The following is a 25,286-nucleotide window of genomic DNA, read 5'->3' as shown; positions in this document are numbered from 1 at the left end:
CTCGTCCCATGGGGGACACCGCGACGGCGCCGAACGTGCCGCACCACGACTCGTACACCCTGCCGGCTCTCGACGACCCCCCGCTGCTCGGCCCCTACGCGAGCTGGCTACGCCGCGCCGGGGCGTTCGTGCTCGACAACTCGATCCTGGCCGCGCTCATGTTCGTGGTCGTCGGTCCGGGTGTGGCGCCGAGCGCGCTCCCGGGTCTGGACAACAACGGCAGCACGGGCACGGCGTTCGAGGGAGTGACCTGGTCCGAGAGCGCGTGGATGATCGGCGCGGTGCTCACGATGGTCCTGCTCCAGGCGTACACGGGCGCGACGCCCGGCAAGCGGGCTGCGGGGATCGTCGTCGTCAACCGGGACTCGGGCCGACCGGTCGGGTTCCTCACCACGGTCCTGCGCTGGCTCGCGCACTTCCTCGACGCGCTGTGCTTCGTCGGGTACCTGCGACCGCTGTGGGACGAGCAGCACCGCACGTTCGCGGACAGCCTCCTGTCGACGGTCGTCGTGAGGTCCGTCGCGCCCGCGCCCCACGCGTTGCTCGCGCCGTTCGTCCGGCAGGAACGACGCGGTTCGAAGGTCGTCACCGCGGCGGCGACCGTCCTGTGCGTGGCCGGGCTGTTGTACGCCTACGGCCCCACCACGACCACGGGCGGGAACTACGTGTCATCGGTGGCCTGCACGACGTGGGAGCACGAGGACCGCCCCGACCCGGCCCGGCTCAGCGAGGCGTCCTTCGGCACCACGGTGCCGGGCACGATCAGCCGTCTCGGGGTGACCCACCCCTACCCGACCGACGGCGCGGAGCCGTCGGAGATCACGCTCGTCTGGGACGGCGACCTCCCGGCGGGCTCCGAGGTCTCGCTCGAGGCGGTCCTCACGGGCCCGGACGACGCCCGGCTGGAGTACTCGACGCCGCTCGGCACGGCCGGCACGGACGGCACGGACGGCACGGCCGGCGACGGGTTCGGCGCCGCCCCCACGAGCCCGGGCACGATCACGCTCTTCGCGGACGACCTCCGAGACGTCGGGGCCGGGTGGTCCTGGACCGCCCAGCTGCGCGTCGACGGGGTCGCGACCCCGGCCTGCGGCGGCGACGTCCCTCACTGAGCCGGTCCCGTCGAGCCGGATCCCCCGGACCGACCTAGCGTGAGGCGCGTGAGCCCTCGCACGGTCGTCCTCGTCCTGCTGCTCGTCGCGCCCCTGGTCGCGCTCATGGCCTCGCCGTGGAGGAACGACGGGACCCTCGTCTACCTCGGCATGCTCCCGGCAGGTGTGGGCCTGCTCGTGGGGCGGGGCGCCGCGCTCGTCGCAGGGCCGCTCACGGCCCTCTGCATGGCGGTCGGCGTCTCGCTGAGCGACCGGCCCCTCGCGGGGGCCGTCCTCATGGCGGTGCTGGGAGCGTGCGTCGGCTTCTCCGCGGTCCGGGGCTGGCACGGGGTCGGCGGGTTCGTGGGTCCGCAGACGGCGTTCGCGCTCGTCGGTGGTCCGCTCGTCACGCTCCCCACGGGCACCGTGAGCCCTTCGACGTCGCTGGGCGCCTTGGCGGCCATGGCCGGGTGGGTCGCTTTCGGCGGGCTGTGGACGGCGCTGGTCGGCGGGGCGCTCACGCGCGGCATGCGGCTGCCGGGTCCCCGTCCCGTGCCCGAGCGGGCCGCGACCTACTTCGGGCTGGCGCTCGCGGTCCTGGCTGGGGGTGGGACCTACGTCGCGATGGGCTGGGCCGACTCTCCCAACGCGTGGTGGCTGCTGCTCACGCTGTTCGTGGTCGTCCAGCCGTACTTCGCGGCGACGCTCTCGCGGACCGCGGCCAGGGTGGGCGGCACGCTCGCCGGCGCGGTGCTCGCGGGGGCCGTGGCGCACTCCGTGAGCGGGTTCCCTGTCGTGCTGTCGGTCGTGACGCTCGTCCTGACGGGGGCCGCGGGGTGGGCGTATCTCCGGCGGCCGTACTGGGTCTTCACGCTGTTCCTGACCCCGGCGGTGATCCTGCAGACGTCAGGCAGCGAGGAGTTGGTGCTTGCGGCCGACCTCGATCGCGTCGTCTTCACGGTCGGCGCGGCGGCGGTCGCGGTCGCGGTGCTCGCGCTGGGTCACCGCGTCCTCGTGTCGCGCACGCGCGCCCCGGCCTGACCTGCCGCAGGCCCGACGGCGCCGCTCACCTGGGCAGCGCGACGTCCGGTCCGGCGAGCACCAGCAGGACCGCGCACATGGCCGCGACGGCCATGCTGAGCGCGAAGGGCAGCCGGCTCGTGGTGCGCCGCACGGCGACGACACCTGCCGAGACCGCGAGCACCACCGCGACCGTTCCGCCGACCCAGCCCGCGGCGGTCGGCGGTCCGGGCGGCCCGAGCACCACGACACCGACGGCCAGGACGAGCACGGCCGGGGCCAGCACGCTCGCCCGCGTCCGACCGAGCCGGTGCGGCAGCCCCAGGATCCCGGTGGCGCGGTCGTCCTCGAGGTCGGGCAGGGTGTTGGCGACGTGCGCGCCCACGCCGAGGAGCGCGGTCCCGGCCATGGCCCAGGGCGCTGCGACCCGGTCGCCGGGAGCGGCGAGCACCACGAACAGCGGCAGCAGCCCGAACGACACCGCGTAGGGCGCCCAGGACCACACGGTCGACTTGAGCCAGGCGTTGTAGGTCCAGGCGCTCGCGACGGCGACGAGGTGGACCAGACCGGCCACGAGCCCGGTCGCGAGCGACAACACCACGCACAGGGCCGCTGCGACGAGTGCGGCGGCGTGCACCTGCCGGGTCGTCACGAGCCCCGCGACGACGGGCTTGTCCGTGCGCTGCACGACGACGTCGCGGCGGGCGTCGAGCCAGTCGTTGGACCAGCCGACCGAGAGCTGTCCGGTGAGGACCGCGGCGACCACGAGCGCCGTCGTCCCTGGGCCCGAGCCCACGCCCGCGGCGAAGAAGCCGGCCAGGACGGTGACCACGACCGTGGGCCCCGCATGGCTCGCCAGTGCGAGCCCGCGCACCGTCGTCGACGTCGCCGTCGCTCGCGGCGTCATCTCGTCATCCCCCGGCCTCCACCCGCCCGACGCTAGCAACGCGCGGGCCGCGCGTCGCCGTGACACGATGCGGGAATGTCGCGATTGCTCGCGGTCGGTCCGGCTCTGCCGGGCGTCGCGCACCCTCAGAGCGAGATCACGGACACGATCGGGCCCCTGCTGACCCCGTCGCCCGCCAAGCACGCCGTCCTCCGACGGCTGCACGAGGCGAGCGGCGTGCGGACCCGCCACACGGCTCTGGCTCTCGACGAGTACGCGGGGCTCACGTCGTTCGGGGTCGCGAACGACCACTTCATCCGCGTCGGCACGGACCTCGCCGAGGAGGCGTGCCGGACCGCGCTCGACGCTGCGGGGCTCGCGCCGGAGGAGGTCGACTTCCTCCTCTTCACCTCGGTGACCGGGATCGCGGCGCCCTCGATCGACGCGCAGCTCGTGACGCGCCTGGGTCTGCGGACCGACATCAAGCGGCTGCCGTCTTTCGGTCTGGGCTGCGTCGCGGGCGCCGCGGGGATCGCGCGCGTGCACGACTACCTCGTCGGGCACCCGCAGGACGTGGCCCTGCTGGTGTCGGTCGAGCTGTGCTCGCTCACGCTCCAGCACGGCGACGACTCGATGGCGAACCTGGTCTCGACCGGGCTGTTCGGCGACGGCGCGGCGGCCGTGGTCATGGTCGGGGACGCGCACCCGGCGGGCCGCCCGCCCCTGCTGCCCGACGGCGCCACGCGAGATCCGGGGGCGCGTGGCACCCGGGCGGGGCGTGCCGCGGGAGCGGGTGCGACACCGCTGGGCGTCGACGTCGTCGACACGCGCAGCCGCCTGTACCCCGAGACGGCCGACCACCTCGGCTGGACGATCCGTGACAGCGGGTTCGGGATCGTGCTGTCCGCGGGCCTGCCCGAGGTCATCGCGGCGCACCTCGCGGGGGACGTGAAGTCGCTGCTCGCCGAGCACGACCTCGCGGCCGAGGACGTCGGGACGTGGGTCGTGCACGCGGGCGGGCCGCGCATCCTCGACGTGGTGCGCGACTCGCTGGGGCTCGACGAGGCTGACCTGCGGTTCAGCCGGGAGTCGCTCGCCGCCGTCGGGAACCTGTCGTCGTCGTCGGTGCTGCACGTGCTCGCCGCGACGCTCGCGGCACGCGAGACGCCCCCCGCGCGACGCCTCGCGACGCCGCGCACGACCCGCGGCCGGCACGGCGTCCTCATGGCCTTCGGCCCCGGGGTGAGCGCCGAGCTCGTGCTGCTCCGCCTGCCCGCGTCGCCGCTGGAGGGCTGATGCTCGTCTTCTTCTACGTCGTGGTCGGGGCGACCGCGCTCGAACGGCTCGCCGAGCTCGTGGTCTCGGCACGCAACGCGCGGTGGTCGTTCGCGCGCGGCGGCGTCGAGACCGGGCGCGGGCACTTCCCCGCGATGGTCGCCCTGCACACGGGCCTGCTCGTCGCGTGCGTGGTCGAGGTCAACGTCGCCGACCGACCGTTCGTCCCCTGGGTCGGGTGGCCCGCGTTCGTGCTCGTGGTCGCGAGCCAGGCGCTGCGCTGGTGGTGCATCACCTCGCTCGGGCCGCGGTGGAACACGCGCGTGATCGTCGTCCCCGGGCTGCCGTGGGTCGACCGTGGCCCGTACCGCTGGATCGCGCAGCATCCCGGGCAGCGCTGGTTCCGGCATCCCAACTACGTCGCGGTGGTCGTCGAGGGCTTCGCGCTGCCGCTCGTGCACTCGTGCTGGACGACCGCGCTCGTCTTCACGGTGCTCAACGCGGTGCTGCTGCTGCGGTTCCGCCTCCCGGCCGAGGAGCGCGCGCTCGACGCGCTCCCGCGCACGTGACCGACACCGACGTCCTGGTCGTGGGCGGCGGGCCGGTCGGGCTCGCTGCCGCGATCGAGGCGCGGCTCGCGGGCTACGACGTCGTCGTGGTCGAACCGCGCACAGGGCCTGTGGACAAGGCGTGCGGCGAGGGCCTCATGCCGGGCGCGCTGCGGGCGCTCCACGCCCTCGACGTCGACCCCGACGGTCACGTCCTGCGCGGCATCAGCTACCGCGACGCGCACCGGCACGCCGACCACCTCTTCACGGCCGGGCAGGGCCGGGGCGTGCGGCGGACCACGCTGCACGCCGCGCTCGCCGACCGCGCCGCAGCGCTCGGGGCCGTGACGGTGACCGGCCGGGTCGAGAGCGTCGACCAGACCGACCACGACGTCTCGGCCGCCGGCGTCAGTGCTCGCTGGCTGCTCGGCTGCGACGGGCTGCACTCGACCGTGCGACGCCTCGCGGGCCTGGACGTCGGGGCGGACGCGCCCGCGCACGAGTCGCTCCTGGCGCGGAGCCGCCGCGGCGGCGAGCACCCCGACGGAGCGGTGCGCTCGGACGACGAAGCGGTGCCGCACGCCGCGCGCATCCCCACCGAGCTGGGCGGCACCGCGCCGCCCGTCCGTCCCGGCCCGGACCCACGGCGCCGTTTCGGCCTGCGCCGCCACTTCCGCGTGCCCGCGTGGACGGACCTGGTCGAGGTCCACTGGGGCGACCGCGTCGAGGCGTACGTGACGCCCGTGGCGCGCGACGTCGTCGGGATCGCGATGCTCGGCCCCACCGGGACGCACTTCGACGAGGCTCTCGCGGGCTTCGCCGAGCTGGCCGAACGCCTCCAGGACGCCGAGCCGTCGGGCCCGGTCCGCGGCGCGGGCCCCCTGCGTCAACGCTCCCGACGGCGCAGCACCGGTCGGGTGCGCCTCGTCGGGGACGCGTCGGGGTACGTGGACGCCCTGACGGGCGAAGGGCTGCGCGTGGGTCTCGCGCAGGCGAGCGCCGCCGTCGGGCACCTGGACGACCCGGACGCGTACGAGCGCGACTGGTCGCGCGTGACGCGCGACTACCGCGTGCTGACCTCGGGGCTCGTCGCGTGGGCGACCTCACCCGGGCGGCGGGCGATCGTGCCGCTCGCGGCGCACGCGCCCTGGCTCTACGGGAAGGTCGTGGAACGGCTCGCGCGCTGACCGTGATCACGCCCCTCGCAGACGTCGTGCGCCCCCGTACCCACGGACCGTCGCCAGGGGCTACGATCAGCGACGGCGACGCGAGCCCCTGCCCGCGTCGCCGCTCAGCGAGACAGCGCCCCCGACCGGCCGGCGGCCGGTCGGGGGCGTTTGCGACGTCCGTGCTCTACCGCAAGAACCGAGGATCGCGATGCCGCACCGCCGATGGAAAGAACAGCGCCTGTGTCCGCTGTGCCAGGACGTCGTCCTGGTCGAGATGCGCTTCGTCGCGCTACCCTCCGCCCCGGGCGAGGACGCCACGATGGAAGCAGTCGGCACAGACGACGCGGGTCACGAGTTCCACTGACCCCGCCGGGGCGACGGGTCGAGAAGAGGCCCTGAGCTCGCCCGCCCCACGCTCGTCCCTGGGCGTGGGAGGAGAGCGGCTTCCTCGGGCGCGACGAAGGTCGCGGACGCCGTCAGACGGCGAACCCGGTGCCGGGCCTAGGAGATCCCGCGGTCCCGCGCCCAGCGCAGGATGTCGGCCCGGTTCGAGACGCCGACCTTACGGTAGATGCTGCGCAGCTGGGACTTGACCGTGTTCCGCGTGACGAACAGGATCGCCGCGAGCTGCTCCAGGGTCATGTCCTCGGTGAGGTGCGTGAGCACCACGAGCTCACGGCGGGACAGCACGACCTCCTCCTGCACCTCGTCAGGAGGTGGGGACTGGGATGTTCGCTCCGTGATGGACATGGTTCCTCCGTCAGTGGCCGCCGCACGTCGCCCACGTTTGTGATCCGGTCTCTTCTGACTCCTGTAGATGAGACCGGGTGGAAACGGATCCATGACGCGAGTTCGCGGGTGGCCTGCGCCGGGTCGAACGGGTCGTCCGTGGCACGACCGGGTGGATGCGTCGCCTCAGCGGCAGCGGCGGTGCGTCACGACGTCGCCCGCAGCCCTCGGGCGACCGCCACCAGGCAGCACGCGCAGGCCGCCGCGACCACGGCGAGGAGCACGGTGTAGCCCGCGAGCGCCGTCGCCCCGGCGAGGGCCACGGGCAGCAGGAAGCCCACGTAGGACAGGCTGTAGTAGACGCCCGTGAGTCCTGCGAGGTCGGTGGGCGTCGCGATGGCCTGCACCTCGATCAGGCCTGCGACCACGCAGATCCCGTACGCGGCGCCCAGCGTGAGCGCGGCGAGCCCGCCGAGCACGGGCGACAGGACGGTCGCGTTGGTCGCGGCGAGTCCCGTGCCGAGCAGCATCAGCCCCATCCCGACGACGAGCGCCCGTCCGCCCGTGACCCGGTCGATCGCCGCGACGAACGACTGGACCACCGCGCCCGTGCCGAGCGTGAGGACCGTGAGCAGCGTCGCGTAGGCCAGCGACAGGTCGCCGGTCCGCTCGGTCACGAGCTGCGGCATGACGGCGTAGGCGATCCCGGCGGCCCCGAAGATCCAGGGGGCGGCGGGCACGACGACGCGCACGAACCGGCGGTGCGAGGCGGCAGGGACCCGCAGGTCGGCGAGGAGCGACGTCGTCGACCGGTGTCCGTCGATGGTCTCGGTCGCGGTCACGAGCAGGACGAGCGCGACCACGCTGAGGGCGACGTGGACCGCGTAGGGCGTCACCGTCGGCCACGGGCCCCACTGGGCGAGCACGCCCGAGATCCCGGCACCGACACCGAACCCGAGGGTCAGGGACAGCGACGGGCGGCGCGCACCCGCGGTCTGGTCGGTCCCCAGGTCGAACGGCGCGCCCGACAGCTCCTTGACCCAGCTGGTGCCCACCGACATCGCGACGCCCACGCTCAGCCCGGCGAGCAGCCGCCCCAGGCAGATGACGACCTCGCTGCCGAACCCCAGCGCGATCAGCACGCTGGCTCCGATCCCGCCCAGGACCCCGACGACGGCGAGCGGCTTGCGCCCGTACCTGTCGGACAGCGGACCGGCCACGAGCAGGCCGGGCACGAGGCCCAGGACGTACATCCCGAGGAACAGGTCGACCATGACGACGGAGTAGTGCCCGAGGTCCTGGTACATGTGCAGGAGCGGCGTGAAGTGGTTCCCGCCCCAGGCCATGACGACGAGGGCCGGGGCGACGCGCAGCCAGCCGGGGAAGGGGCGTTGGCGGTTCATGGTCTTTCTCGGTGGCGGGGGCGGTCGCGGCGGGTGGGGCGCCCGTCAGCCGTAGTTGCCTCGCTGGACGTGCGCGCGCAGCGCGGCCTCGTAGGCCTGTGCGTCCCCGGCGCGGGCCAGCGTGGCGAGCACGCGGTGGTCGGCGAGAAGGCGGGCGGGCGAGGTCGCGTCGCGCCGGACGGCGCGGTGGGTCAGGAGCTCGAGGCGCGGGCCGAGGTGCGTGAAGAGGTCTTCGATCACGTCGTTGTCCCCGGCGCGGATGACCCGGGAGTGGAACGCGAAGTCGGCCCGCGAGAAGGCGAGCAGGTCGCCGTCGTGCTCGGCGACCACCTGCTGGGCGACGAGGTCGTCGAGGTCGTGCGCGACGTCGTCGGGCAGGGGGTTTCCGTCGAGGGCGCGGATCGCGGACGACTCGAGCATGATCCTGACCGCGAGGAGGTCCGCGACCTCCTTGTCCGCGACCGTCGCGACGATCGCTCCCCGCTTGGGGAACAGCGTGAGCAGGCGGCACGTCTGGAGCTGGAGGAACGCCTCACGGACGGGGGTGCGGCTGATGCCGAGCTCGTCGGCGACCTCTCCCTCGGTGATGAGCGCCCCGGGAGCCGTCTCGCCCGTGATGATCGCGGCGGACACCGCGGCGAAAGCGCGCTCGACCGCGCTGGGTGCCTGGTCGTCGGACTTCCTGCGAGGCGACATCTTGCGACCATAGCACCTTAGATGCAAGGGGGCACCCGGGTGCTCCGGCTACGTTCCGGTCACGGTCTGGCGCGCCCGGTCGCCTGCCCACGGGCAGCACGCATAGCCTCGTTCGACCAGCCGACCCGACCGGATGGAGCGTTTCGTGCAGAAGACCGACACCGACCCCGACGAGTACCTGACGACCGTTCCCGAACGGTTCCGCGACGACGCCCTGCGCCTCGACGCCGCGATCTCGGAGGTGATGTCGGGCCGCTCCCGGGTCCTGTGGGAAGGCGTCTTCTGGGGAGGGACCGACCAGCGGATCGTCGGGTACGGCGACCTGCTCCAGCCGCGCCCCCGCGGCGGGAGCGTCGAGTGGTTCGTCGTCGGCCTCGCCGTCCAGCAGAACTACCTCAGCGTGTACGTCAACGCCGCCGAGGACGACCAGTACGTCGCGCAGAAGTACGCGCACACGCTGGGGCGCGCCAAGATCGGCAGCTCGAGCGTGAGCTTCAAGTCGCTCGCCGACATCGACCTCGACGCGCTGCTGCACCTCGTGCGGATCGCCCGGGAGCAGACGGCGTAGCGCGCCGGGCCGCTACGCGTCGCGCGGGACCCACTCTGCCGCCTGGTCGCGCGCGGTGCGCAGCATCGCGACGGCCTCGTCCTGGTTGACGCGCGCGAGCGCGAGCGCGCCGAGCTGGAGCGAGAGCAGCAGGCGTGCACGCTGCTCGACCGCGTCGTCCGCGAGCGCCGGGTCCGCGGCGTGCAGCGCCCCGGCGAGCGCGTCGGTCAGCTCGGCCCGGTAGGCGTCGACCGCGGCGCGCAGCGCCTCGTCGTGCCCGGCGGCGCCGGTCGCGCACCCCACGAGGAGGCACCCGAGCCGCGGGGAGCCGGCGGGAAGCTGCCCGACGGCGGAGGCCAACCGGTCGAAGTACGTGACCACCGCGCGTCCGGCCTCGGGCGGGGTGGTGCCGCCCTGGCCTGCGGCGACGAGCGGGCGCAGGCGGGGCCGGATCACGGCGTCGAGGTAGTCGTCGACGGCGGCGTCGAACAGCCCGCGCTTGGAGCCGAACGCGTGGTAGAGGCTCGACCGGTTGAGCCCGGTGGCGCGCTCGAGGTCCGGGAGGGATGCTCCGTCCAGACCCTGGTCCCAGAACACGTCCCGGGCCGCCTGGACCACCGTGGTGGTGTCGAACGACTGCGACCTGCCCATGGGGACCGCCTCACCTTCCGCTCCTCGAATTGCACCGACCGGTACACAACTGTACCGTCGATTAGTAGACCGATCAGTTCAGAACGCCGTTCCCGTCGGCAGCGGCCGGCACCAGAGCCCGCCCCTCACCTGGAGGACACCACCATGACCGCGACAGCACTGGTCCTCGCCGGCCTCGCCGCACTGATCCACGTCTACATCTTCGTGCTCGAGTCCGTGTCCTGGACCTCCCCGCGGACCCGTGCCACGTTCGGGACCACCGAGCAGGAGGCCCGCGCGACCAAGGAGCTCGCCTTCAACCAGGGCTTCTACAACCTGTTCCTGGCGGCCGTCACCGCGATCGGCATCGTGCTCGTCACGAGCGGTCACACCGACGTCGGCGCGGCGCTCGTCCTGAGCGCGACCGGCTCGATGGTCCTCGCCGGGCTCGTGCTGATCGTCTCCTCACCCGCCAAGGCCCGCGCCGCGCTCGTCCAGGCCGTCCCACCCGCGATCGCGATCGTGCTGCTCGTGATCGCCCTGGTGTCCTGACCACCAGGCCCTGCACACCGACCACCCGCCGCCCGAGCCACCGCCCCCGCCGCACCGGCCCACCTGGCCGAGGCTGCGGCGTCGGGCACGCACCCGCAGAACCGCAACCGAAGGAATCCCCGACGCATGACCTCCTCCACGCAGATCCAGCTCGTCGCCCGCCCCACCGGCTGGCCCACGCACGACGACTTCCGCACCGTCCACGTCGACCTCCCCGACCTCGCACCCGGCCAGGTGCGCGTCCGGAACGAGTTCGTGTCCGTCGACCCGTACATGCGCGGGCGCATGAACGACGTGAAGTCCTACACGCCGCCGTTCGCGCTCGGCGAGACCATGACGGGCGGCGCCGTCGGACGCGTCGAGGCCTCGACCGCCCAAGGCATCGCGATCGGCGACGTCGTGCTCCACCAGCTCGGGTGGCGCGACGTCGCCCAGGGCGACGCCGCCGCGTTCCGCGTGGTCCCCGAGATCCCCGGCGTGCCGCTGTCCGCCTACCTGGGGATCCTGGGCATGACCGGGCTCACCGCGTACGTCGGGCTGCTCGAGATCGCAGGGCTGCGCGACGGTGACACCGTGTTCGTCTCCGGCGCGGCCGGGGCCGTGGGCACCGCCGCGGGCCAGATCGCCCGCCTCAAGGGCGCGGGACGCGTCGTCGGCTCGGCCGGAACACCCGAGAAGGTCGCGCTCCTCACCGAGCGCTACGGCTACGACGCGGCCTTCAGCTACAAGGACGGGCCCGTCACCGACCAGCTCGCCGTGGCCGCCCCCGACGGGATCGACCTGTACTTCGACAACGTCGGCGGCGACCACCTCGAAGCAGCGCTCGGCGCGTTCAACGACTTCGGCCGCGCGGCGCTGTGCGGCGCGATCTCGCAGTACAACGCGACCGAGCCCGCGCCCGGCCCCCGCAACATGAGCAACATGGTGACGCGCAGCCTCACGCTCCGCGGCTTCACGATCGGCCACCACCTCGAGCACTTCCCCGCGTTCTCGCGCGACATGAGCGCCTGGCTCCAGGCCGGAGACGTCGTGTTCGACGAGACCGTGGTCGACGGGGTCGAGAACTCGGTCGACGCGTTCCTCGACCTCATGCGCGGCGCGAACACCGGCAAGATGGTCGTGCGCGTCTGACGTTCGGCCGAGCGCGGCTGAACGTGGCCGAGAAGTGAGTAGATGCCCCTGGATCGCCGGATCCAGGGGCATCTACTCACTTCTCGGCGTCGAAGGGGTCGTTCGCGCGGGCTCGCGCGGGCTGGGACGGGGCACGCGCTCGCCCAGGAACGCGAAGGCCACGATCGCGAGGCCCACGTAGAGCGGCACGAGCAGCAGGACGTCAGGGCTCGCCAGGTCGACCTCGACCCCCGTCCCGGTCGCCGACAGCACGACCCGGTTGACCGTGAGGAAGGCCAGGTGCGCGCCGACGCACGTCCACACGCTCGCCGTCGGGTCCGCCTCGCGCGCGTAGGCGAGCATGAGCCCGAACGCCGCGAGCAGCATGAAGTACGAGACCGGGTCCTCCCCCGCAGGCGCGACGCCCCACGGGAACGGCTCGACGCCCAGCAGCCTCGTGAGCCCTGCACCCACGACCACCGACGTCGACGCCGCCGCCAGGAACAGGGCCGTCGTGACGGCGATCGCGACCCAGCGCGCATACCGGGACCGGAGCGTCGTGAGCACGTAGCCTCGCAGCGAGACCTCCTCGGGAACTGCCTCGTAGAGCAGGGCGATCAGCGTGTTGGTCAGAAGGAAGAGGAGCAGGTCGCCCGGCTCGACCGCTCCCCAGGACAGCCACCCCACGGCGGTCGCTCCGCCCAGGACGACCACGGCCGCAGCCAGGACGACGCCGAACCCCAGCACCGCCGTCCGGACCGCGGTGAGCGGCCCGACCAACCCGATGCCGCGCAGCGGACGGCCGTCGACCCGGCGGCGGAGGAACAGGATCGTCGGGACGACCAGCAACGTCACGAGCAGCGCGGGGACGAGGCGGGCGAGGAACCCGTCGAGTCCCCAGGCCTCAGCCGCCGCGACACCGAGCGCGACCGAGGCACCGAGCCCCACCCCCATGACCGCAGCGCCGAGCGCGGCGCGGACGAGCGCGTACGGGAGGGGAGGTTCTGCACGAGCGGTCGAGACTGTGCGCGAAGCGGACGCCTCGGAGGGCCTCGGGCTGGGCAGTGCGGGAACCGCGTCGTCGGGGACCATCGGCCCATCCTGCCGTCGGGCCGGTGCGCCACGCCAGGCCCGAGCCGCACTCCCAGCGTTGCGCGCCCTCTCCCCCGCAGGAGGGAGAAGGGGTCCGTCGCGCGCAGGTGCCGTGCCGGGCACCGGACCCGCGAGAATCGTCGGCATGGTCACCGCCGCCCCTTCCCCCGGGCCTATCGCCTCGCCGCCGCCACCCACGCCCGACGGCTCACCCGACCGGTCGCGAACGACCGGAGCCGCCGCGATCGAGCGCGAGGCGTGGCGCACCTGGGTGTTCCCCGGCGTGCTCGCGCTGCTCGTCGGGCTGTTCACCCTCGTGACCCCGATCCAGCTGCCCCCTGACGGCGGGCTCTGGACCACCATGATCGCTGAACCCACGCTCGTCCTGCCCGTGATCGCACTCGGCAGCTTCAGTGCCGTGGCGGCGGTGCTCGTCACGCGTCGGTCCACCCTGCTGGCCTGCGTGCTCGCCGGCTGGCCCTTCCTCCTCCTCCCCCTGATCGGCACCTTTGTCTGGGCCTGGTGGCTCGCACTTCTGGCCGTTGCGGTCGTCGCGGCGTACGACAGGTGGCACCGCGCGCTGCTCCCGTTCGCACTGGCCACCGGTGTCGTCGCGATCTACTGCACCTCGGGCGTCCCCGCCATGCTGCCGATCGGCCCCGTGACGTCCGGCAGTGAGAGCGACGTGACGTTCGTCCTCTACGTCGTCATGTCGTTCGCCGTGGTGGCCACCAGTGCCGCTGTCGGGGCGGGGCAGCGCGCCCGTCTGCGCACGGCCGCCGCCGCCCTCGCCGCCGACCAGGCCTTCGCGGTCGAGACCATCGCCGTCGAGAGGGCCAGGATCGCGCACGACCTGCACGACGTCGTCGCGCACCACATCTCGCTCGTCGCCGTCCGCGCGGAGTCGGCACCGTACGTGCACCCCTCGATGGATGCCGGGGCCAAGGTCGTGCTCGCAGACATCGCCGACGACGCCCGGCACGCGCTGGGCGAGCTGCGTCAGGTGCTCGCGGTGCTGCAGCGCACCGAGGGCGCCGACCGGGCACCGCAACCCGGGGCCGGTGACGTCCTGGCGCTCGTGGACGCGGCCCGCTCGGCCGGGCAGCACGTGACCGTCGTCGAGGACGTGCCCGACCTCCCGTCGGCCCAGGGGCTCGTGCTCTACCGCGCGGTCCAGGAGTCGCTCACGAACGCGCGTCGCCATGCCCCGGGGCAGCCGGTGACGATCACCCTCGGGACGGGCGCGACGCCGTCGGGCACGGTCGTGACCGCCCGCGTCTCCAACCCGCTGGTCCCGCGCACGTCCCCCGCCGCCCCCGGGCGCGGGCTGCTCGGGATGCGCGAGCGGGTCGAGTCGATCGGCGGCTCGCTCACGGCGGGCGAGGAGGACGGCTCGTTCGTCGTCGCGCTCACGCTCCCCCTCACCGGGCCGGAGCCCGCGCCGGCAACGGCCCCGGAGCGCGCGGAGACCCACCTGCTCTACTCCGCAGGCGATCCCCTGGACGTCCACCTCCTCGACGTCCCGGACGGGACCGACGCGTGACCCGCGTCGTGGTCGCGGACGACCAGCCCGTGGTCCGGTACGGCTTCGCCGCGATCCTCGACGCGGCCGAGGACCTCGAGGTGGTCGGCTCGGCAGGCGACGGGGCCGAGCTGCTCGACGTCGTCGCGACCCACCGACCCGACGTCGCCGTCGTCGACGTGCGCATGCCCGTCATGGACGGGATCGCCGCGACCGCCGCGATCTGCGCGCACCACCCCGGCACGAGCGTCCTCATCCTCACGACGTTCGACCTCGACGAGTACGTGTTCGACGCGCTCCAGGCCGGGGCGTCGGGCTTCCTGCTGAAGGACACGCCGGCCCCTCGCCTGGTCGAGGGTGTGCGGCTCGTCGCGGACGGCTCGATGCTGCTGGGGCCCACCGTGACGCGCCGCCTGGTCGGCGACTTCGCGCAGCGCACGACCCGGGCCGCGCCCGGGATCGAGAACCTCACGGGCCGCGAGCGCGAGGTGCTGCTCACGGTCGCCCGCGGGCTGTCGAACGCCGAGATCGGGGCCGAGCTGTTCATCACCGAGCAGACCGTGAAGTCCCACGTGTCGGAAGTGCTCCGCAAGCTCGGGTGCCGCGACCGCGTGCAGCTCGTGATCGCGGCGTACGAGTCGGGGCTCGTCGGGCTGCCGGAGCGCGGGTGAACCCGGTCGCCAAGTGTGCAGTTCAGGTCGTCCGCACCCCTACCCGGACCACCCGAACTGCACGCTCGGTGCGGCCAGGACGCTCGACGGGCCCAGTGTGCACTGCACACGATGCACGGCGCACTGCCGAAACCTCCTATCATGAGTCGTGAGTTCCGACTGGTTCGACCTGGCCACCCAGGGCACCGAGAGCGGTGAGCTGGCACGGTCGATCGACTGGTCCGCCACCTCGATCGGCTCCCCCGACACCTGGCCCAAGACGCTGCGCGCCGCCGTGCGCCTGTGCTTCAGCACCCGCTTCCCCATCTTCATCGCCTGGGGACCGGACCTCGTGATGCTCTACAACGACGGCTACCGACCCATGCTCGGCGCCGACAAGCACCCCGGCGCGATGGGTGCCCCTGCGGGCGAGGTGTGGGCCGAGATCTGGCCGGACATCGAACCGCTGTTCGACTCGGTCCTGAAGACCGGCGAACCCACATGGTCGCAGGACCAGACCCTGATCATGAACCGGTCGGGCTTCGACGAGGAGACCGCCTTCACGTTCTCCTACAGCCCCCTGCGTGACGACGAGGGCGTCATCCGCGGCGTCCTCGACGTCGCGACCGAGACCACCGACCACGTCGTCGACGCGCGCCGCCTCCAGACCCTCGGCACCCTCACGGCGACGCTCCAGCGACTCCAGGGCGACGTCGACGAGCTCGCGGCAGCGACCGTCGGGGTGCTCGGGCGCAGCGTCGACGTCACCCGCGCGGACCTCTACCTCGACACGTCGGCCGGGCTGGTGCCGTTCGCCTCGACCCACGAGCGCCACGACGAGTCCGTCCCGTCGCAGGTCCTGCGCGAGGTCGCGGACGAGCGTCGGCTCGAGCAGGTCGGCCCCGCGCTCGTCGCCCCCCTCGCCACGAGCCGCGACCGCTCCGTCGCGGGCGTGATCGTGCTCGAAGGAAACCCGCGCCGCCCCGACGACGACGAGCAGCGCTCGTTCCTCCAGCTCGTGGCCTCAGCGGTCGGCACCGCGCTGAGCAGCACGCTCGCCCAGATCCGGCAGGTCGGCGAGCTGCGCGACGTCGCGAACGCCCTCCAGGACGCGATGCTGCCCGACGACCCGACGGCCCCGGGGTGGCACACCCGCTACCGCCCGGCCGACGACAGCCTCCTCATCGGTGGCGACTGGTACGACGTCGTCGACCTGTCCGATGGACGCTTCGGCCTGGTCGTGGGCGACTGCGTGGGCAAGGGCCTGCGCGCCGCGGCCGTCATGGGACAGCTCCGCAGCGCGAGCCGGGCCCTGCTCCTGGAGAACCTGGGGCCCGCGGCCACGCTCGAAGGCCTCGACCGCTTCGCGCGGACGCTGCCCGGCGCCGAGCTCGCGACGGTCCTGTGCGCGATCGTCGACGAGGACGCCCGCACCCTCACCTACTCGGCCGCAGGCCACCTGCCGCCGCTCGTGGTCAACAAGGCCGAGACGCGCTGGCTCAACGAGGGGCGCGGCACACCCCTGGCCCTCAGCACCGCGCCGCGCCCCGAGGCGACCGCACCGCTCGAGAGCGGAGACGCCGTCGTGCTGTACACCGACGGGCTCGTCGAACGCCGCGGCGAGCACCTCTCCGAGGGCCTGCGCCGGCTCGCCGACGCAGCCCTCACGATCCGCGAGGAACGCCCCGCCTCCGACCTGCCCGACGCGCTGCTCGCCGAGCTCCTCGCCGACGGCGCCCGGGACGACGTCGCGCTGCTGCTCTACGAGGTGCCCTGACCCGCTACGCGAGCCCCGCGTCGTGCACGCAGATCGCGACCTGCACGCGGTTGTCGGCCCCGAGCTTGTCGAGCACCCGCCCCACGTGGGTCTTGACCGTCGCGATGCTCAGGAACAGGCTCGCCGCGATGTCCGCGTTGGACAGCCCCGTCCCGATCGCTACCGCGACCTCGAGCTCACGCTCGGTCAGCCGCGCGAGACGTGCCTTCGCAGCGGCCTCGCGGTCGTCGACGGGCTGACGCGCGACCGCCGTGATGAGCTGCTGCGTGACCGACGGCGACAGCATCGACCGCCCCTGCGCGACGAGCCGGACCGCCGCCACGAGCTCGGCGGGCGGCGTGTCCTTGAGCAGGAAGCCCGCCGCACCCAGCCGCAGCGCGGTCAGCACCATGTCGTCGGCGTCGAACGTGGTCAGGACGATGACCTTGAGCGCCGGGTCGGCAGCCCGCGCGATCTCCAGAGCCGCGAGCCCGTCACGGCGCGGCATGCGGATGTCCATGAGGACGACGTCGGGCCGGGTCCGGACGATCTCCGAGACCGCGGCGATCCCGTCGGAGGCCTCGCCCACGATCTCGATCGCCCGGTCGCCGCCCAGGATGAGGCGCAGCCCCGCACGGACGAGCGTGTCGTCGTCGACCAGGACGACACGCAGGGGCGCGGCCTCGGGGGCGGCCTCGGGCGCGGCGGGGGTCAGAGGGGTCAGGTCCACGGGAGCCACGCTCTCACGACGAAGCGGCCTGCCCCGTCCGGCCCGGCGGTCAGCTCGCCGCCCGTGAGCCGCGCACGCTCCGCGAGCCCCGTCAGCCCCAGGCCCGACGGCGGCGCACCGGACGGGCGCGGACCGCCGCCGTCGTCGGGCACGAGGACCGCGACGAGCGGGTTGGCGACCCGCACCGTGAGCCCCTCCCCCGGGGCGCCGTCGATCTCGACCCGGACGGGCTCGCCCGGCGCGTGCTTGCGGGCGTTCGTGAGCGACTCCTGCAGGATGCGGTACGCGCTCCGGCTCACCTGGTCACCCAGCCCGGCGAGGTGCTCGGCGGTGCCCGGGGAGACCTCGCACGTGACCGGGTCGGCACCGTCCGGACCCTGCACCTCGGCCAGCAGGTCGGGCAGGGCGGCGAGCGTCGGCTGCGGGCGCTCGGGGGCCGCGCCCGGGACGTCGGTCTCGCGCAGGACGCCGAGGACCTCGCGCAGCTCGGTCATCGCGAGGTGCGCGTTGTCGCGGATCACGCCCGCTGCCGCCGCGGTCTCCTCGGGCGTGAGGTCCGTGCGGTACGCGAGCGCCCCCGAGTGCATCGCGACGAGCGAGATGCGGTGCGCCAGGACGTCGTGCATCTCACGTGCGATCCGGGTGCGCTCGGTCGACCGTGCCTGGTCGACGCGCGCGGCCTGCTCACGCTCGGCGGTCACGGCCCGCACGCGCCAGGACTCCGCGAGGTCGCGGCGGTGCCCGATCGAGACGCCGATCGCGACGACCAGGCCGTACATGAGCGCCCCGACGACGAGCCACACCCACCACGGCGTGTGCGCCCACTCGGGGATCATCGACCGGAAGAGTGCCTCGTTCCCCAGGCTGGACGCCATGTAGACGACCCCGACGCCCGCGATCTCCCGCCACCGCCGACGGGTCGCGAGCGAGATCAGCGCGATCACGACGGCCCCGGCACCGAAGCTCGTGAAGCCCCCGATCACCGCCATGAGGAGCGCCACGGTGAGCGGTGCCGCACGCACCGCGGGGAGGAGGACCAGCGCCACGACGCCGAGCAGGAGGTCGAGCAGGAAGACAACCCCCCACTGCTCGAAGGTCGCCCCCTGAGGGTCCTCCGCCGTCAGGACCGCGGAGACGAGGAAGAGCAGGGCCCCGGACCCGAACGCGGCCCCCAGCCGCCAGGACAGGTCGAAGGCCGAGTAGGGCACGTAGCGGATCGGCGGAGCAGGAGGCATGCGGTGAGACTAAGCGCGCGGGCGGGCGGCGCACATCGCCAGTCGGGACGACCTGGGGTCACCCCAAAGGATCAGGCCACCTTCGCCATCAGGGTGTCCTTCCCGGGCACGACGACGGCGGCGCCCCCGGAGCCAGGTCCGGGAACGCCGCCGTCGCACGCCGGTCGATGGACCGGCGGGTGATCCTGGGCTCAGTCCGCTGCCGGGGCCTCACCGTTCGCCGCACGGTAGGCGGTGAGGACGGCCTTGGGCAGGCGGCCCTTGGGGCTCACGGTGTGACCGTTCGCGAGCGCCCAGGTGCGGATCTCGGCGGTCGTCTCGCCCGGCAGGAGGTAGCCGGTGCTCTTCGGCGCCGCGGGGGCCTCGGGGGTGGCGGACGTCTTCGCCGCGGGGGCGGCTGCGGCGGGGGCTGCGGTGGGGGCGACGGGCTCGGGCTCGGCCGCTGCCTCGGGGGCCTCCTCGACGACGACCGACTCGACGACCTCGACCGTGACGGCCCCGGTCTCGACGACCTCGACCTCGACCTCGACCTCCTCAGGAGCCTGCGTGCTCCCGGTGACGGGCTCGGGCACCACGGGCTCGGCGACGGGCTCGGGCTCCGACGTCGTCTCGGCGACCTCGGCGACCTCGACGACCTCGACGACCTCGCTGGCCTCGGCGACGTCGGTCGCCGCGACCGGCTGCCGCTCGACGACCGGCGCCTCGACCTTCGGCGCGGTCTCCGGCTCCAGGACGGCGATCGCGACGGGCGCCGTCGCACGCTCAGCCGCTGCGGCGGGAGCCGCCGGCGCCGTCGTGCGGCCCGGTGCCTGCACAGGGGTGGTGTCGGCAGCGGTCTTCTGGGTGACGTCGAACAGGGACGCGACGCTCACCACCGGTGCGGCCTCCGCCTTCTTCCGACGACCCTTGAACCAGCTCAGCAAACCCATGACGACCTCTCGGCGAACGATGTGCACGCCGATCGACGTGCGCGGCGCAACTCTTTCACATCTCGGACAATCGTCGGTAGGACGACCACGGCTCCGGGTGCCTCCCGCCCGTGGAGCACCTCCGACGGACCTCTACCAAACGGAGCTGCGGGACAGGCGGGTGCCCGGGAGGTCGGCAAGCATCCGTAGTACGCGCGGGCGCTCGGTCGCGTCGAGCTGGGCGATGACCATTTCGTCGGCGTCGAGGTCACGCAGGGAGCCGTAACCCTTGACGAGGTCTGCGGCGAGCTCGTCCAGCTTGGGTGCGGGAACAGACAGTTGGCCGATGTCTTCGCTGTCGAACTCTTCCTCTGGTCGGGAGCGGAGCCAGTGCTCGGGGTCGAACGGATACGACTCGTGGCCGGGCTTCCAGTGCAGAGGGCTTGGCCCAGTGAGGCCGTACGCGTCGACCCAGATCTTCAGCACCGCTAGGCGCCGGATGAGCGCGAAGTCCATCCCGCCGCCGTCGCGGTAGTTCTTCCAGAGCCAGACGAGATCGTAGACATCGCGGGCAGTCGTCGTGCGGTTCAGGCGGGCGATCTTCTCCGCGACGTTCTCTTCGAGGCGTACGACCGTCAAGGGTGGCAGCGGCCCGCCGTACTGGCTGTGGACGGGCATTGGCACCCAAGGCCGGTGGATCGGCTCAAGCCACGATGGCGGGTTGACGTCGAGTTTGGAGGAAAGCTCGTTTGTGGTGGTCAGGTCAGTGGAGATCAGCAAGAGAGTCTTGCCGCGGCGTTCCTTCGTGCCGTAGCGGAACGGGCCGAGCTCGAGTTCTGCGACGCTCTCAGTGAGCAGTTCGAAGGTGGCGTCTGCGTCGCCGTCGAGGTCGCGGACTGAGAAGTCCAGGTCGAGCGAGAATCGACCGGCTGAGCCTGCGTAGAGCTTGCGCAGCGCGGTACCACCCTTGAAGGCGAGTTGTTCAAGGAGGCCGATGTCGTGCAGGTGCCGCAGGAGGAGATCCTGTGCGATGTCGACTGCCGCAGCTTCGGCTCCCTGCCTGGCGGAGGGGGCGTGGCGGAGCAGGTGGGCTCTGGTGAGGGCGACGGTGTAGCCGGTCACAGGACTGATTCCCACGTTGCTGGGTCGCTCGGTAGGAGATGGTCGACGACGCCCCACGATCCGACGAATCGACGGGCGGCGTTGGTCCGAGGTCCGAAGCGCACCACTTCGGGGGCGGTCGGGCGTAGGGGCGCCGCGAGGTCGGGCCGCATGCCGATCAGGAGGTAGCCCGCACGCGTGATGACGGAGCGGGGGCGACCGCGAAGTTCGGCGAGGAGAGTGTCTGCGTCGAGATCGGCTGCGATCTCGGGGAGCCACTCGAGAACTGCAGGCCACGAGCGAGGTGCGCTTGGCGTGGTGGCGAGGTGCGTGAGGATGGACTCCGGCCGGTGACAGGGCACGCCCTTGGCTGTTCGATAGGCGATGTTGCTGGTGAAGGTCGAGAATGAGGCGTCCTTGCGCATCGAGGCCGTGACGCGGGAACCCACGGGTACCGCGATGTCGATGGTGTTCGGAACCCGGTTGGCGTGCCCGAGCGCCCACGCGGCGCTAGACAGCGACAGGGCTGGCGTGAGTTCCGGGTGCGTCGCCAGGAGCCCTCTCAGAGGCAGGGTCGGGTCGCCGTGGCCGATGGGGCCGGCGTGCGCACCAGGGGCGAACTCCCAGACGCCACGCCGTCCGGTCGGCAGGAGCCAACCCGCTTGCCGTAGGCGCGCCGCGATGACGGGGGGTGAGGTGCCCAGTCCCCGTCGCTCTGCGATGGCGCGGATCGTGGGACTGGTGACGACCGTGGGCTGCTCCAACTCGAGCTCCTCGACGACAGCTGCGAGGGTGGGGCTCAGTCTGCGCGCTGCCACGATGCCCTCCGGAGTATCCAAATCAGATATATGCACTGTGTGAACGACAGAGAACGACTGCCCTCGATCACTCTAGAGTATCTGTTCTAGGTATTCCAGTGTCGGCAGTGACATCGGCGCTACCCGACGTGAGACGTGGATCCGCGACGATGCTTGATCCATGCGTCGAGGAACGCGGCCTGCACGACGAGGTACGCCGGGCAATGGCTACGGCGAGCGCGTCTGGTGAGGCGCTGATCGCCCGGAACTTGCTCGACTCCCGGGCGGCAGCGCGGTGTACTGGGGACGAGCCGCCCCCGCCCTGCCAGGAGTCCCATGTCGTCGTCCCCGAGCCCCACCCCCGAACGTGACCGCCTCGGCCTGCACGCCGACTGCGCGAGCTGCTTCGGACTGTGCTGCGTGGCGCTGGCCTTCACACGCTCCGCCGACTTCCCGATCGACAAGGACGCGGGCGAGCCCTGCCGCAACCTGCGGCCCGATCACCGGTGCGGCATCCACACCGAGCTCCGCGATCGCGGGTTCGTGGGCTGCACCGTCTACGACTGCTTCGGCGCGGGGCAGAAGATCTCCCGCGTCACGTTCGCCGGGCAGGACTGGCGCGAGCACCCCGAGGTGCGGTCGTCGATGTTCGCGCTGCTGCCCGTGCTGCGGCACGTCCACGAGCTGCTCTGGTACCTCACCGAGGCACTGGCGCTGGCAGCGGGCCAGGACAGCACCGCCCTCGACCGCTCCGCGGGCCACGACCCGGCGCTGACCGCCGACCTGCGCGCCGCCGTGGACCGGGTCGAGCACCTCTCGCTCGGCACCCCGCAGGACCTGCTCGCACAGGATCTCGGCGCCCTGCGCAGCAGCGTCAACCCGCTCCTGCTCCGGGCGAGCGACGGCGCGCGTGCACGCTCGCCGCACCAGCCCCGGGGCCGACGCGCCGACCACCGCGGCGCCGACCTGGTCGGGAGGCAGCTGGCCCGCGCAGACCTGCGGGGAGCGAGCCTGCGCGGCGCCCTGCTCGTCGGGGCCGACCTGCGCGGTGCGGACCTGCGCAGCGCAGACCTCGTCGGGGCCGACCTGCGGGGAGCCGACCTGCGCGGCACCGACCTCACCGACGCGCTGTTCCTCACCCAGGCCCAGGTCGACGCGGCCCGGGGCGACACGACCACCCGCCTGCCCGACGGGCTCGAGCACCCCGTGCACTGGACCACCCCGACGGACGCGGCCCCGGAGCACGCCCGCGCGGCCCGCGCCCCCGCGGCGACCACCCGCGCAGAGCCACCCGACCGCGGCGGTGAGCGGCGCCGTCGGGCAGGCTGAGCACCCGGACCCGCCCGTGACGCACGAAGGGGCGGCCCCGGCGGGACCGCCCCCTGATGACGCTCGGCTCAGCCGTTGAGCTTCTTGGCCTGCTCAGCGACCGTGTCGACGTGCTGGTCGACCGAGTCCGACGTGCGGCCCTTGACCAGCTCCGCGACCTGGTCGATGCGCTCGTCCGTCAGGGCCTCCTTGGCCTTCTCGACGAACCCGCCCAGGCCGCCCAGGGCGCCACCCTTCGACTCGCTCATGTCCTCGTCCTCTCCGTCGGGCTCCCGGCACCGGTCGGTACCGGGTCACTGCGTATCCTGCCCCGATCCGGCCCTCCACGGCGCACACGAGGCTCACGAGCTCGATGCCGAGCAGGACGGACCGGTGCGCCGCCGTCGGGCACCGTCAGTCCGTGGGGCGGCGGCGCATCTGCTTGGTCGTGGTCCGCTGCTTCTTCGCCGCGAGGCGACGTTCCTGCGAGCCGCGCGTCGGGCGCGTCGCACGCCGTTGCCGCGCGGGCGGGGTGAGGCCCTCGGCGACGAGCGCCGCGAGCCGCGTCCGCGCGGCGGCCCGGTTGCGGAGCTGCTCGCGGAGCTCCGAGGCCGTCACGGTGAGCACTCCCCCGACCATCCGCTTGGTGAGGCGCTCCACGAGGCGAGCCCGCTGCGCATCGGTCAGGACGGCCGACGCCTCGACGTCCCACGACAGCTCGACACGCGAGTCCGTCGTGTTGACCCCCTGCCCGCCGGGCCCCGAGGCGCGCGAGAACCGCCAGGTGAGCTCGGCCTCCGGGACCGTCAGGGCCGCGCTCACCGGGAGACCTCGGTGCGGGGTGGTGGGCATCCGTCCATCATCCCGCGTCGACAGCCGGGTCGGCGGCCGGTTCGACGGCGCCGCTCGCCTCAGGCGGCCCTCTCACCCGCGCGTCCCTCGGCGCGGTCGCGGATTCCGCGCAGCATGCGCGCGCTCATGAGGAAGCTGACGGGCTGGACCGGTTCGACGATCGCCCCGGACCACCACCGCGCGTAGCCGTAGCGCTCACGCACGAGCAGGCGTGTCGCGCCGTCGGCGGCGGGGCGGAGCACGAACGACCAGGAGAAGTCGTACGGCGGTGCCGACGCACCGACCGGGACGGCTCCCCGCAGCACGAGGTGACGTTCGGGGACGATCGCGGCGACGCGCAGCGCGACGTCAGGGTGGAGGCGCACGTCGTCCCCGACCGCGAGGCGCTGCCACCGCGGATCGATGCGGTCCGCGTTCTCGATGTCGCAGCCCACGAGGTTCTCGAGCCACTCGTAGCTGTAGAAGCCGCCTCGCCCCTGGCCGAGCTGCAGGACCCACTTCCACACCTCGCGCGGCAGGGCGTCGATCGTGACGGCGCGGGTCGCGACCGTGTCGGCGCACGGGACGATCTCGTCACCTGCGAGCGGCTCGGACGGTTCGCCGTCGCGCGTCCCCCAGGTCATGGTCATGCGTCGGGTCAGGAGCAGCGCCCCGACCAGGAACGCCGCGGTGGCGGTCCGTCGTACGAGCGGTCTCATGGCAGTCTCCTCCGTCGTGGGACCTCGGGCTGTCTCGATCGTCGCATCTCCGGGCACAGAAGAGGCGACGCTTGTGATGGATCGCACAAGCGTGTCGTGGACAGTCAGCCCACCCGGCCGAAGGCCAGGAAGTGCGGGCTCGCGGCGATCAGCGCCGGGTCCTGCTCGAGCAGGCGCGCCGCCCGGATCGCGGAACCCAGCAGGGGTTCGGCCTCGTCCAGCGGCAGGTTGTCGAGCGCCGGGGCGCTCGGCCCCTCGACGCCGTAGACCGCGACCTCGGCGAGCCCGGCCTCCGCCATCTCCCGCGCGAGCTCGTCCGGCCGGTGGAAGTACGCGGTCGTGAACCCGGACCGCGGATCGTTGACACCCGTCTCGATCGCGCGCCGCAGCGACGGCTCCGTCACGTCGCTGACCTCGCCCACGGCCGCGAGCTCCAGCAGGCCCGCGTACCTACTGATCGCCGCGACCGCCACGACGCCGCCCCGGCGGCCTACCCGGGCCGCCTCGCGCAGCGCGAGCAAACGGTCGGCGCGCGCCGTGAGGTGGTAGAGCGGTCCGAGGAGGAGCACGACGTCGGCCGACGCGTCCCCGAAGGGCAGGGTCCGCGCGTCGCCGACCTGCGCCCGGACACCCGGGACCTCGCCCGCCTGGGCCACGTGCGAGGGCACGGGGTCGATCAGGTCCACCTCGAACCCCACCTCGGCGAGCCACGCCGCGTGCACGCCGGTCGCGCCGCCGACGTCCACGACCCGGCCCGGTGGCGACGGGAGGAACCGGTCCAGCAGCTCACGCGTACGCAGCAGCTCGAGGCGACCGTGGGCGGTCGCGTGGAGACGCCGCTCCTCGCGGTAGCGGTCCGTGTAGAAGTCGAGGATCTCGGGGTCCAGCGCGGGTCCGGTGCTCACGCGGACATCCTGTCGGGGTCTGGGCGAGGTGTCCACGGCCGGCCCCACGATCCCTCGGGTCGCGTCGCATCGCGTC

At 73.2% G+C, this 25,286-nt stretch carries 27 protein-coding genes; 12 read left to right on the top strand and 15 right to left on the bottom strand.

All coding sequences use genetic code 11. The annotated features are described in order from the left end of the window. Positions 1 to 8: 8 nt before the first annotated feature. Together IE95_RS19800 and IE95_RS0116445 are read left to right on the top strand one after the other, a co-directional pair. Positions 9 to 1,112 carry an RDD family protein gene (locus IE95_RS19800; RefSeq protein ID WP_051703218.1) on the top strand — a complete coding sequence of 368 codons (1,104 nt, stop codon included), beginning with the start codon at positions 9 to 11 and terminating at the stop codon, positions 1,110 to 1,112. A 48-nt stretch (positions 1,113 to 1,160) separates the two neighbouring features. Further along, a complete protein-coding gene (locus IE95_RS0116445; protein ID WP_030152815.1) occupies positions 1,161 to 2,132 on the top strand; it encodes an FUSC family protein in 972 nt (323 codons plus the stop codon). A 25-nt stretch (positions 2,133 to 2,157) separates the two neighbouring features. On the opposite strand, the gene IE95_RS0116440 is transcribed toward IE95_RS0116445, so the two are convergent. Next, positions 2,158 to 3,018 carry a UbiA family prenyltransferase gene (locus IE95_RS0116440; protein WP_030152813.1) on the bottom strand — a complete coding sequence of 287 codons (861 nt, stop codon included), beginning with the start codon at positions 3,016 to 3,018 and terminating at the stop codon, positions 2,158 to 2,160. Positions 3,019 to 3,093: 75 nt separating this feature from the next. On the opposite strand from IE95_RS0116440, the gene IE95_RS0116435 reads away from it, so the two are divergent. Genes IE95_RS0116435 through IE95_RS0116425 form a run of 3 tightly spaced genes read left to right on the top strand, consistent with a single transcriptional unit; the run spans position 3,094 to position 6,007 of the window. Further along, positions 3,094 to 4,293 (top strand): type III polyketide synthase, encoded by a 1,200-nt coding sequence (locus IE95_RS0116435; protein WP_030152811.1) that lies wholly within the window; start codon positions 3,094 to 3,096, stop codon positions 4,291 to 4,293. After that, positions 4,293 to 4,841: an isoprenylcysteine carboxyl methyltransferase family protein gene (locus IE95_RS0116430; protein ID WP_030152809.1), complete on the top strand. Its 549-nt coding sequence runs from the start codon at positions 4,293 to 4,295 to the stop codon at positions 4,839 to 4,841. The genes IE95_RS0116435 and IE95_RS0116430 overlap by 1 nt, the downstream gene beginning before the upstream one ends. Then, positions 4,838 to 6,007: an NAD(P)/FAD-dependent oxidoreductase gene (locus tag IE95_RS0116425; RefSeq protein WP_030152807.1), complete on the top strand. Its 1,170-nt coding sequence runs from the start codon at positions 4,838 to 4,840 to the stop codon at positions 6,005 to 6,007. The genes IE95_RS0116430 and IE95_RS0116425 overlap by 4 nt, the downstream gene beginning before the upstream one ends. Before the next feature lie 483 nt (positions 6,008 to 6,490). Here the strand turns inward: IE95_RS0116425 and IE95_RS0116415 are convergent, their stop codons facing one another. The 3 genes from IE95_RS0116415 to IE95_RS0116405 form a co-directional block, all read right to left on the bottom strand. After that, entirely contained in the window at positions 6,491 to 6,739 is a 249-nt protein-coding gene (locus tag IE95_RS0116415; RefSeq protein ID WP_030152805.1) for a helix-turn-helix domain-containing protein, read from the bottom strand. Between the two features lie 185 nt (positions 6,740 to 6,924). Further along, positions 6,925 to 8,121 (bottom strand): MFS transporter, encoded by a 1,197-nt coding sequence (locus IE95_RS0116410; RefSeq protein ID WP_036572379.1) that lies wholly within the window; start codon positions 8,119 to 8,121, stop codon positions 6,925 to 6,927. Positions 8,122 to 8,166: 45 nt separating this feature from the next. Next, positions 8,167 to 8,817 carry a GntR family transcriptional regulator gene (locus IE95_RS0116405; protein ID WP_030152800.1) on the bottom strand — a complete coding sequence of 217 codons (651 nt, stop codon included), beginning with the start codon at positions 8,815 to 8,817 and terminating at the stop codon, positions 8,167 to 8,169. A 145-nt stretch (positions 8,818 to 8,962) separates the two neighbouring features. On the opposite strand from IE95_RS0116405, the gene IE95_RS19795 reads away from it, so the two are divergent. After that, positions 8,963 to 9,385 (top strand): DUF1801 domain-containing protein, encoded by a 423-nt coding sequence (locus IE95_RS19795; protein ID WP_164984150.1) that lies wholly within the window; start codon positions 8,963 to 8,965, stop codon positions 9,383 to 9,385. Positions 9,386 to 9,397: 12 nt separating this feature from the next. Here the strand turns inward: IE95_RS19795 and IE95_RS0116395 are convergent, their stop codons facing one another. Next, positions 9,398 to 10,015 (bottom strand): TetR/AcrR family transcriptional regulator, encoded by a 618-nt coding sequence (locus tag IE95_RS0116395; RefSeq protein ID WP_030152795.1) that lies wholly within the window; start codon positions 10,013 to 10,015, stop codon positions 9,398 to 9,400. A gap of 144 nt (positions 10,016 to 10,159) precedes the next feature. On the opposite strand from IE95_RS0116395, the gene IE95_RS0116390 reads away from it, so the two are divergent. Then, complete coding sequence (locus IE95_RS0116390; protein ID WP_030152793.1) at positions 10,160 to 10,546, top strand: DUF1304 domain-containing protein; 387 nt, start codon at positions 10,160 to 10,162, stop codon at positions 10,544 to 10,546. A gap of 126 nt (positions 10,547 to 10,672) precedes the next feature. Continuing rightward, a complete protein-coding gene (locus IE95_RS0116385) occupies positions 10,673 to 11,677 on the top strand; it encodes an NADP-dependent oxidoreductase (RefSeq protein WP_030152791.1) in 1,005 nt (334 codons plus the stop codon). 72 nt (positions 11,678 to 11,749) lie between these two features. Here IE95_RS0116385 and IE95_RS0116380 read toward each other — a convergent pair whose 3' ends face one another. Then, positions 11,750 to 12,748 carry a CPBP family intramembrane glutamic endopeptidase gene (locus tag IE95_RS0116380; protein WP_051703216.1) on the bottom strand — a complete coding sequence of 333 codons (999 nt, stop codon included), beginning with the start codon at positions 12,746 to 12,748 and terminating at the stop codon, positions 11,750 to 11,752. Positions 12,749 to 12,893: 145 nt separating this feature from the next. Here IE95_RS0116380 and IE95_RS19790 point away from each other — a divergent pair, with 145 nt between their 5' ends. From IE95_RS19790 to IE95_RS19785, 3 genes are all read left to right on the top strand, one after another. Beyond that, entirely contained in the window at positions 12,894 to 14,291 is a 1,398-nt protein-coding gene (locus IE95_RS19790; protein WP_051703215.1) for a sensor histidine kinase, read from the top strand. Beyond that, positions 14,288 to 14,941 carry a response regulator transcription factor gene (locus tag IE95_RS0116370; protein WP_030152784.1) on the top strand — a complete coding sequence of 218 codons (654 nt, stop codon included), beginning with the start codon at positions 14,288 to 14,290 and terminating at the stop codon, positions 14,939 to 14,941. Before IE95_RS19790 ends, IE95_RS0116370 begins: the two co-directional genes overlap by 4 nt. 148 nt (positions 14,942 to 15,089) lie before the next feature. Continuing rightward, positions 15,090 to 16,697 (top strand): SpoIIE family protein phosphatase, encoded by a 1,608-nt coding sequence (locus IE95_RS19785; RefSeq protein ID WP_030152782.1) that lies wholly within the window; start codon positions 15,090 to 15,092, stop codon positions 16,695 to 16,697. A gap of 4 nt (positions 16,698 to 16,701) precedes the next feature. Here IE95_RS19785 and IE95_RS0116360 read toward each other — a convergent pair whose 3' ends face one another. The 5 genes from IE95_RS0116360 to IE95_RS0116340 form a co-directional block, all read right to left on the bottom strand. Next, positions 16,702 to 17,406, bottom strand: coding sequence for a response regulator (locus IE95_RS0116360; protein WP_420819395.1), 705 nt, complete (start codon positions 17,404 to 17,406; stop codon positions 16,702 to 16,704). After that, entirely contained in the window at positions 17,397 to 18,641 is a 1,245-nt protein-coding gene (locus IE95_RS0116355; RefSeq protein WP_051703214.1) for a sensor histidine kinase, read from the bottom strand. The genes IE95_RS0116360 and IE95_RS0116355 overlap by 10 nt, the downstream gene beginning before the upstream one ends. A gap of 191 nt (positions 18,642 to 18,832) precedes the next feature. After that, a complete protein-coding gene (locus IE95_RS0116350; protein WP_129429638.1) occupies positions 18,833 to 19,570 on the bottom strand; it encodes an Lsr2 family DNA-binding protein in 738 nt (245 codons plus the stop codon). 132 nt (positions 19,571 to 19,702) lie between these two features. Next, positions 19,703 to 20,671, bottom strand: a complete 969-nt coding sequence (locus IE95_RS0116345) for a nucleotidyl transferase AbiEii/AbiGii toxin family protein (protein WP_030152773.1) — start codon at positions 20,669 to 20,671, stop codon at positions 19,703 to 19,705. Continuing rightward, on the bottom strand, positions 20,668 to 21,414 hold the full coding sequence (locus IE95_RS0116340; RefSeq protein ID WP_164984149.1) for a type IV toxin-antitoxin system AbiEi family antitoxin: 747 nt from the start codon (positions 21,412 to 21,414) through the stop codon (positions 20,668 to 20,670). Before IE95_RS0116340 ends, IE95_RS0116345 begins: the two co-directional genes overlap by 4 nt. Positions 21,415 to 21,783: 369 nt before the next feature. Here IE95_RS0116340 and IE95_RS0116335 point away from each other — a divergent pair, with 369 nt between their 5' ends. Continuing rightward, positions 21,784 to 22,776, top strand: coding sequence for a pentapeptide repeat-containing protein (locus IE95_RS0116335; protein ID WP_084690363.1), 993 nt, complete (start codon positions 21,784 to 21,786; stop codon positions 22,774 to 22,776). 68 nt (positions 22,777 to 22,844) lie between these two features. Here IE95_RS0116335 and IE95_RS0116330 read toward each other — a convergent pair whose 3' ends face one another. The 4 genes from IE95_RS0116330 to IE95_RS0116315 form a co-directional block, all read right to left on the bottom strand. Next, complete coding sequence (locus tag IE95_RS0116330) at positions 22,845 to 23,024, bottom strand: hypothetical protein (protein WP_030152766.1); 180 nt, start codon at positions 23,022 to 23,024, stop codon at positions 22,845 to 22,847. 145 nt (positions 23,025 to 23,169) lie between these two features. Further along, a complete protein-coding gene (gene arfB / locus IE95_RS0116325; RefSeq protein ID WP_030152764.1) occupies positions 23,170 to 23,607 on the bottom strand; it encodes an alternative ribosome rescue aminoacyl-tRNA hydrolase ArfB in 438 nt (145 codons plus the stop codon). A gap of 59 nt (positions 23,608 to 23,666) precedes the next feature. Next, a complete protein-coding gene (locus IE95_RS0116320) occupies positions 23,667 to 24,305 on the bottom strand; it encodes a hypothetical protein (RefSeq protein WP_036572376.1) in 639 nt (212 codons plus the stop codon). Between the two features lie 104 nt (positions 24,306 to 24,409). Then, complete coding sequence (locus IE95_RS0116315; RefSeq protein ID WP_030152759.1) at positions 24,410 to 25,210, bottom strand: class I SAM-dependent methyltransferase; 801 nt, start codon at positions 25,208 to 25,210, stop codon at positions 24,410 to 24,412. Positions 25,211 to 25,286: the final 76 nt, after the last annotated feature.

It is taken from the genome of Oerskovia turbata (genome assembly GCF_000718325.1).
Classification (GTDB): Bacteria; Actinomycetota; Actinomycetes; order Actinomycetales; family Cellulomonadaceae; genus Oerskovia; species Oerskovia turbata.
The sequence above is the reverse complement of the archived record's forward strand: the minus strand, read 5'-3'. Positions and strand labels throughout refer to the sequence as shown.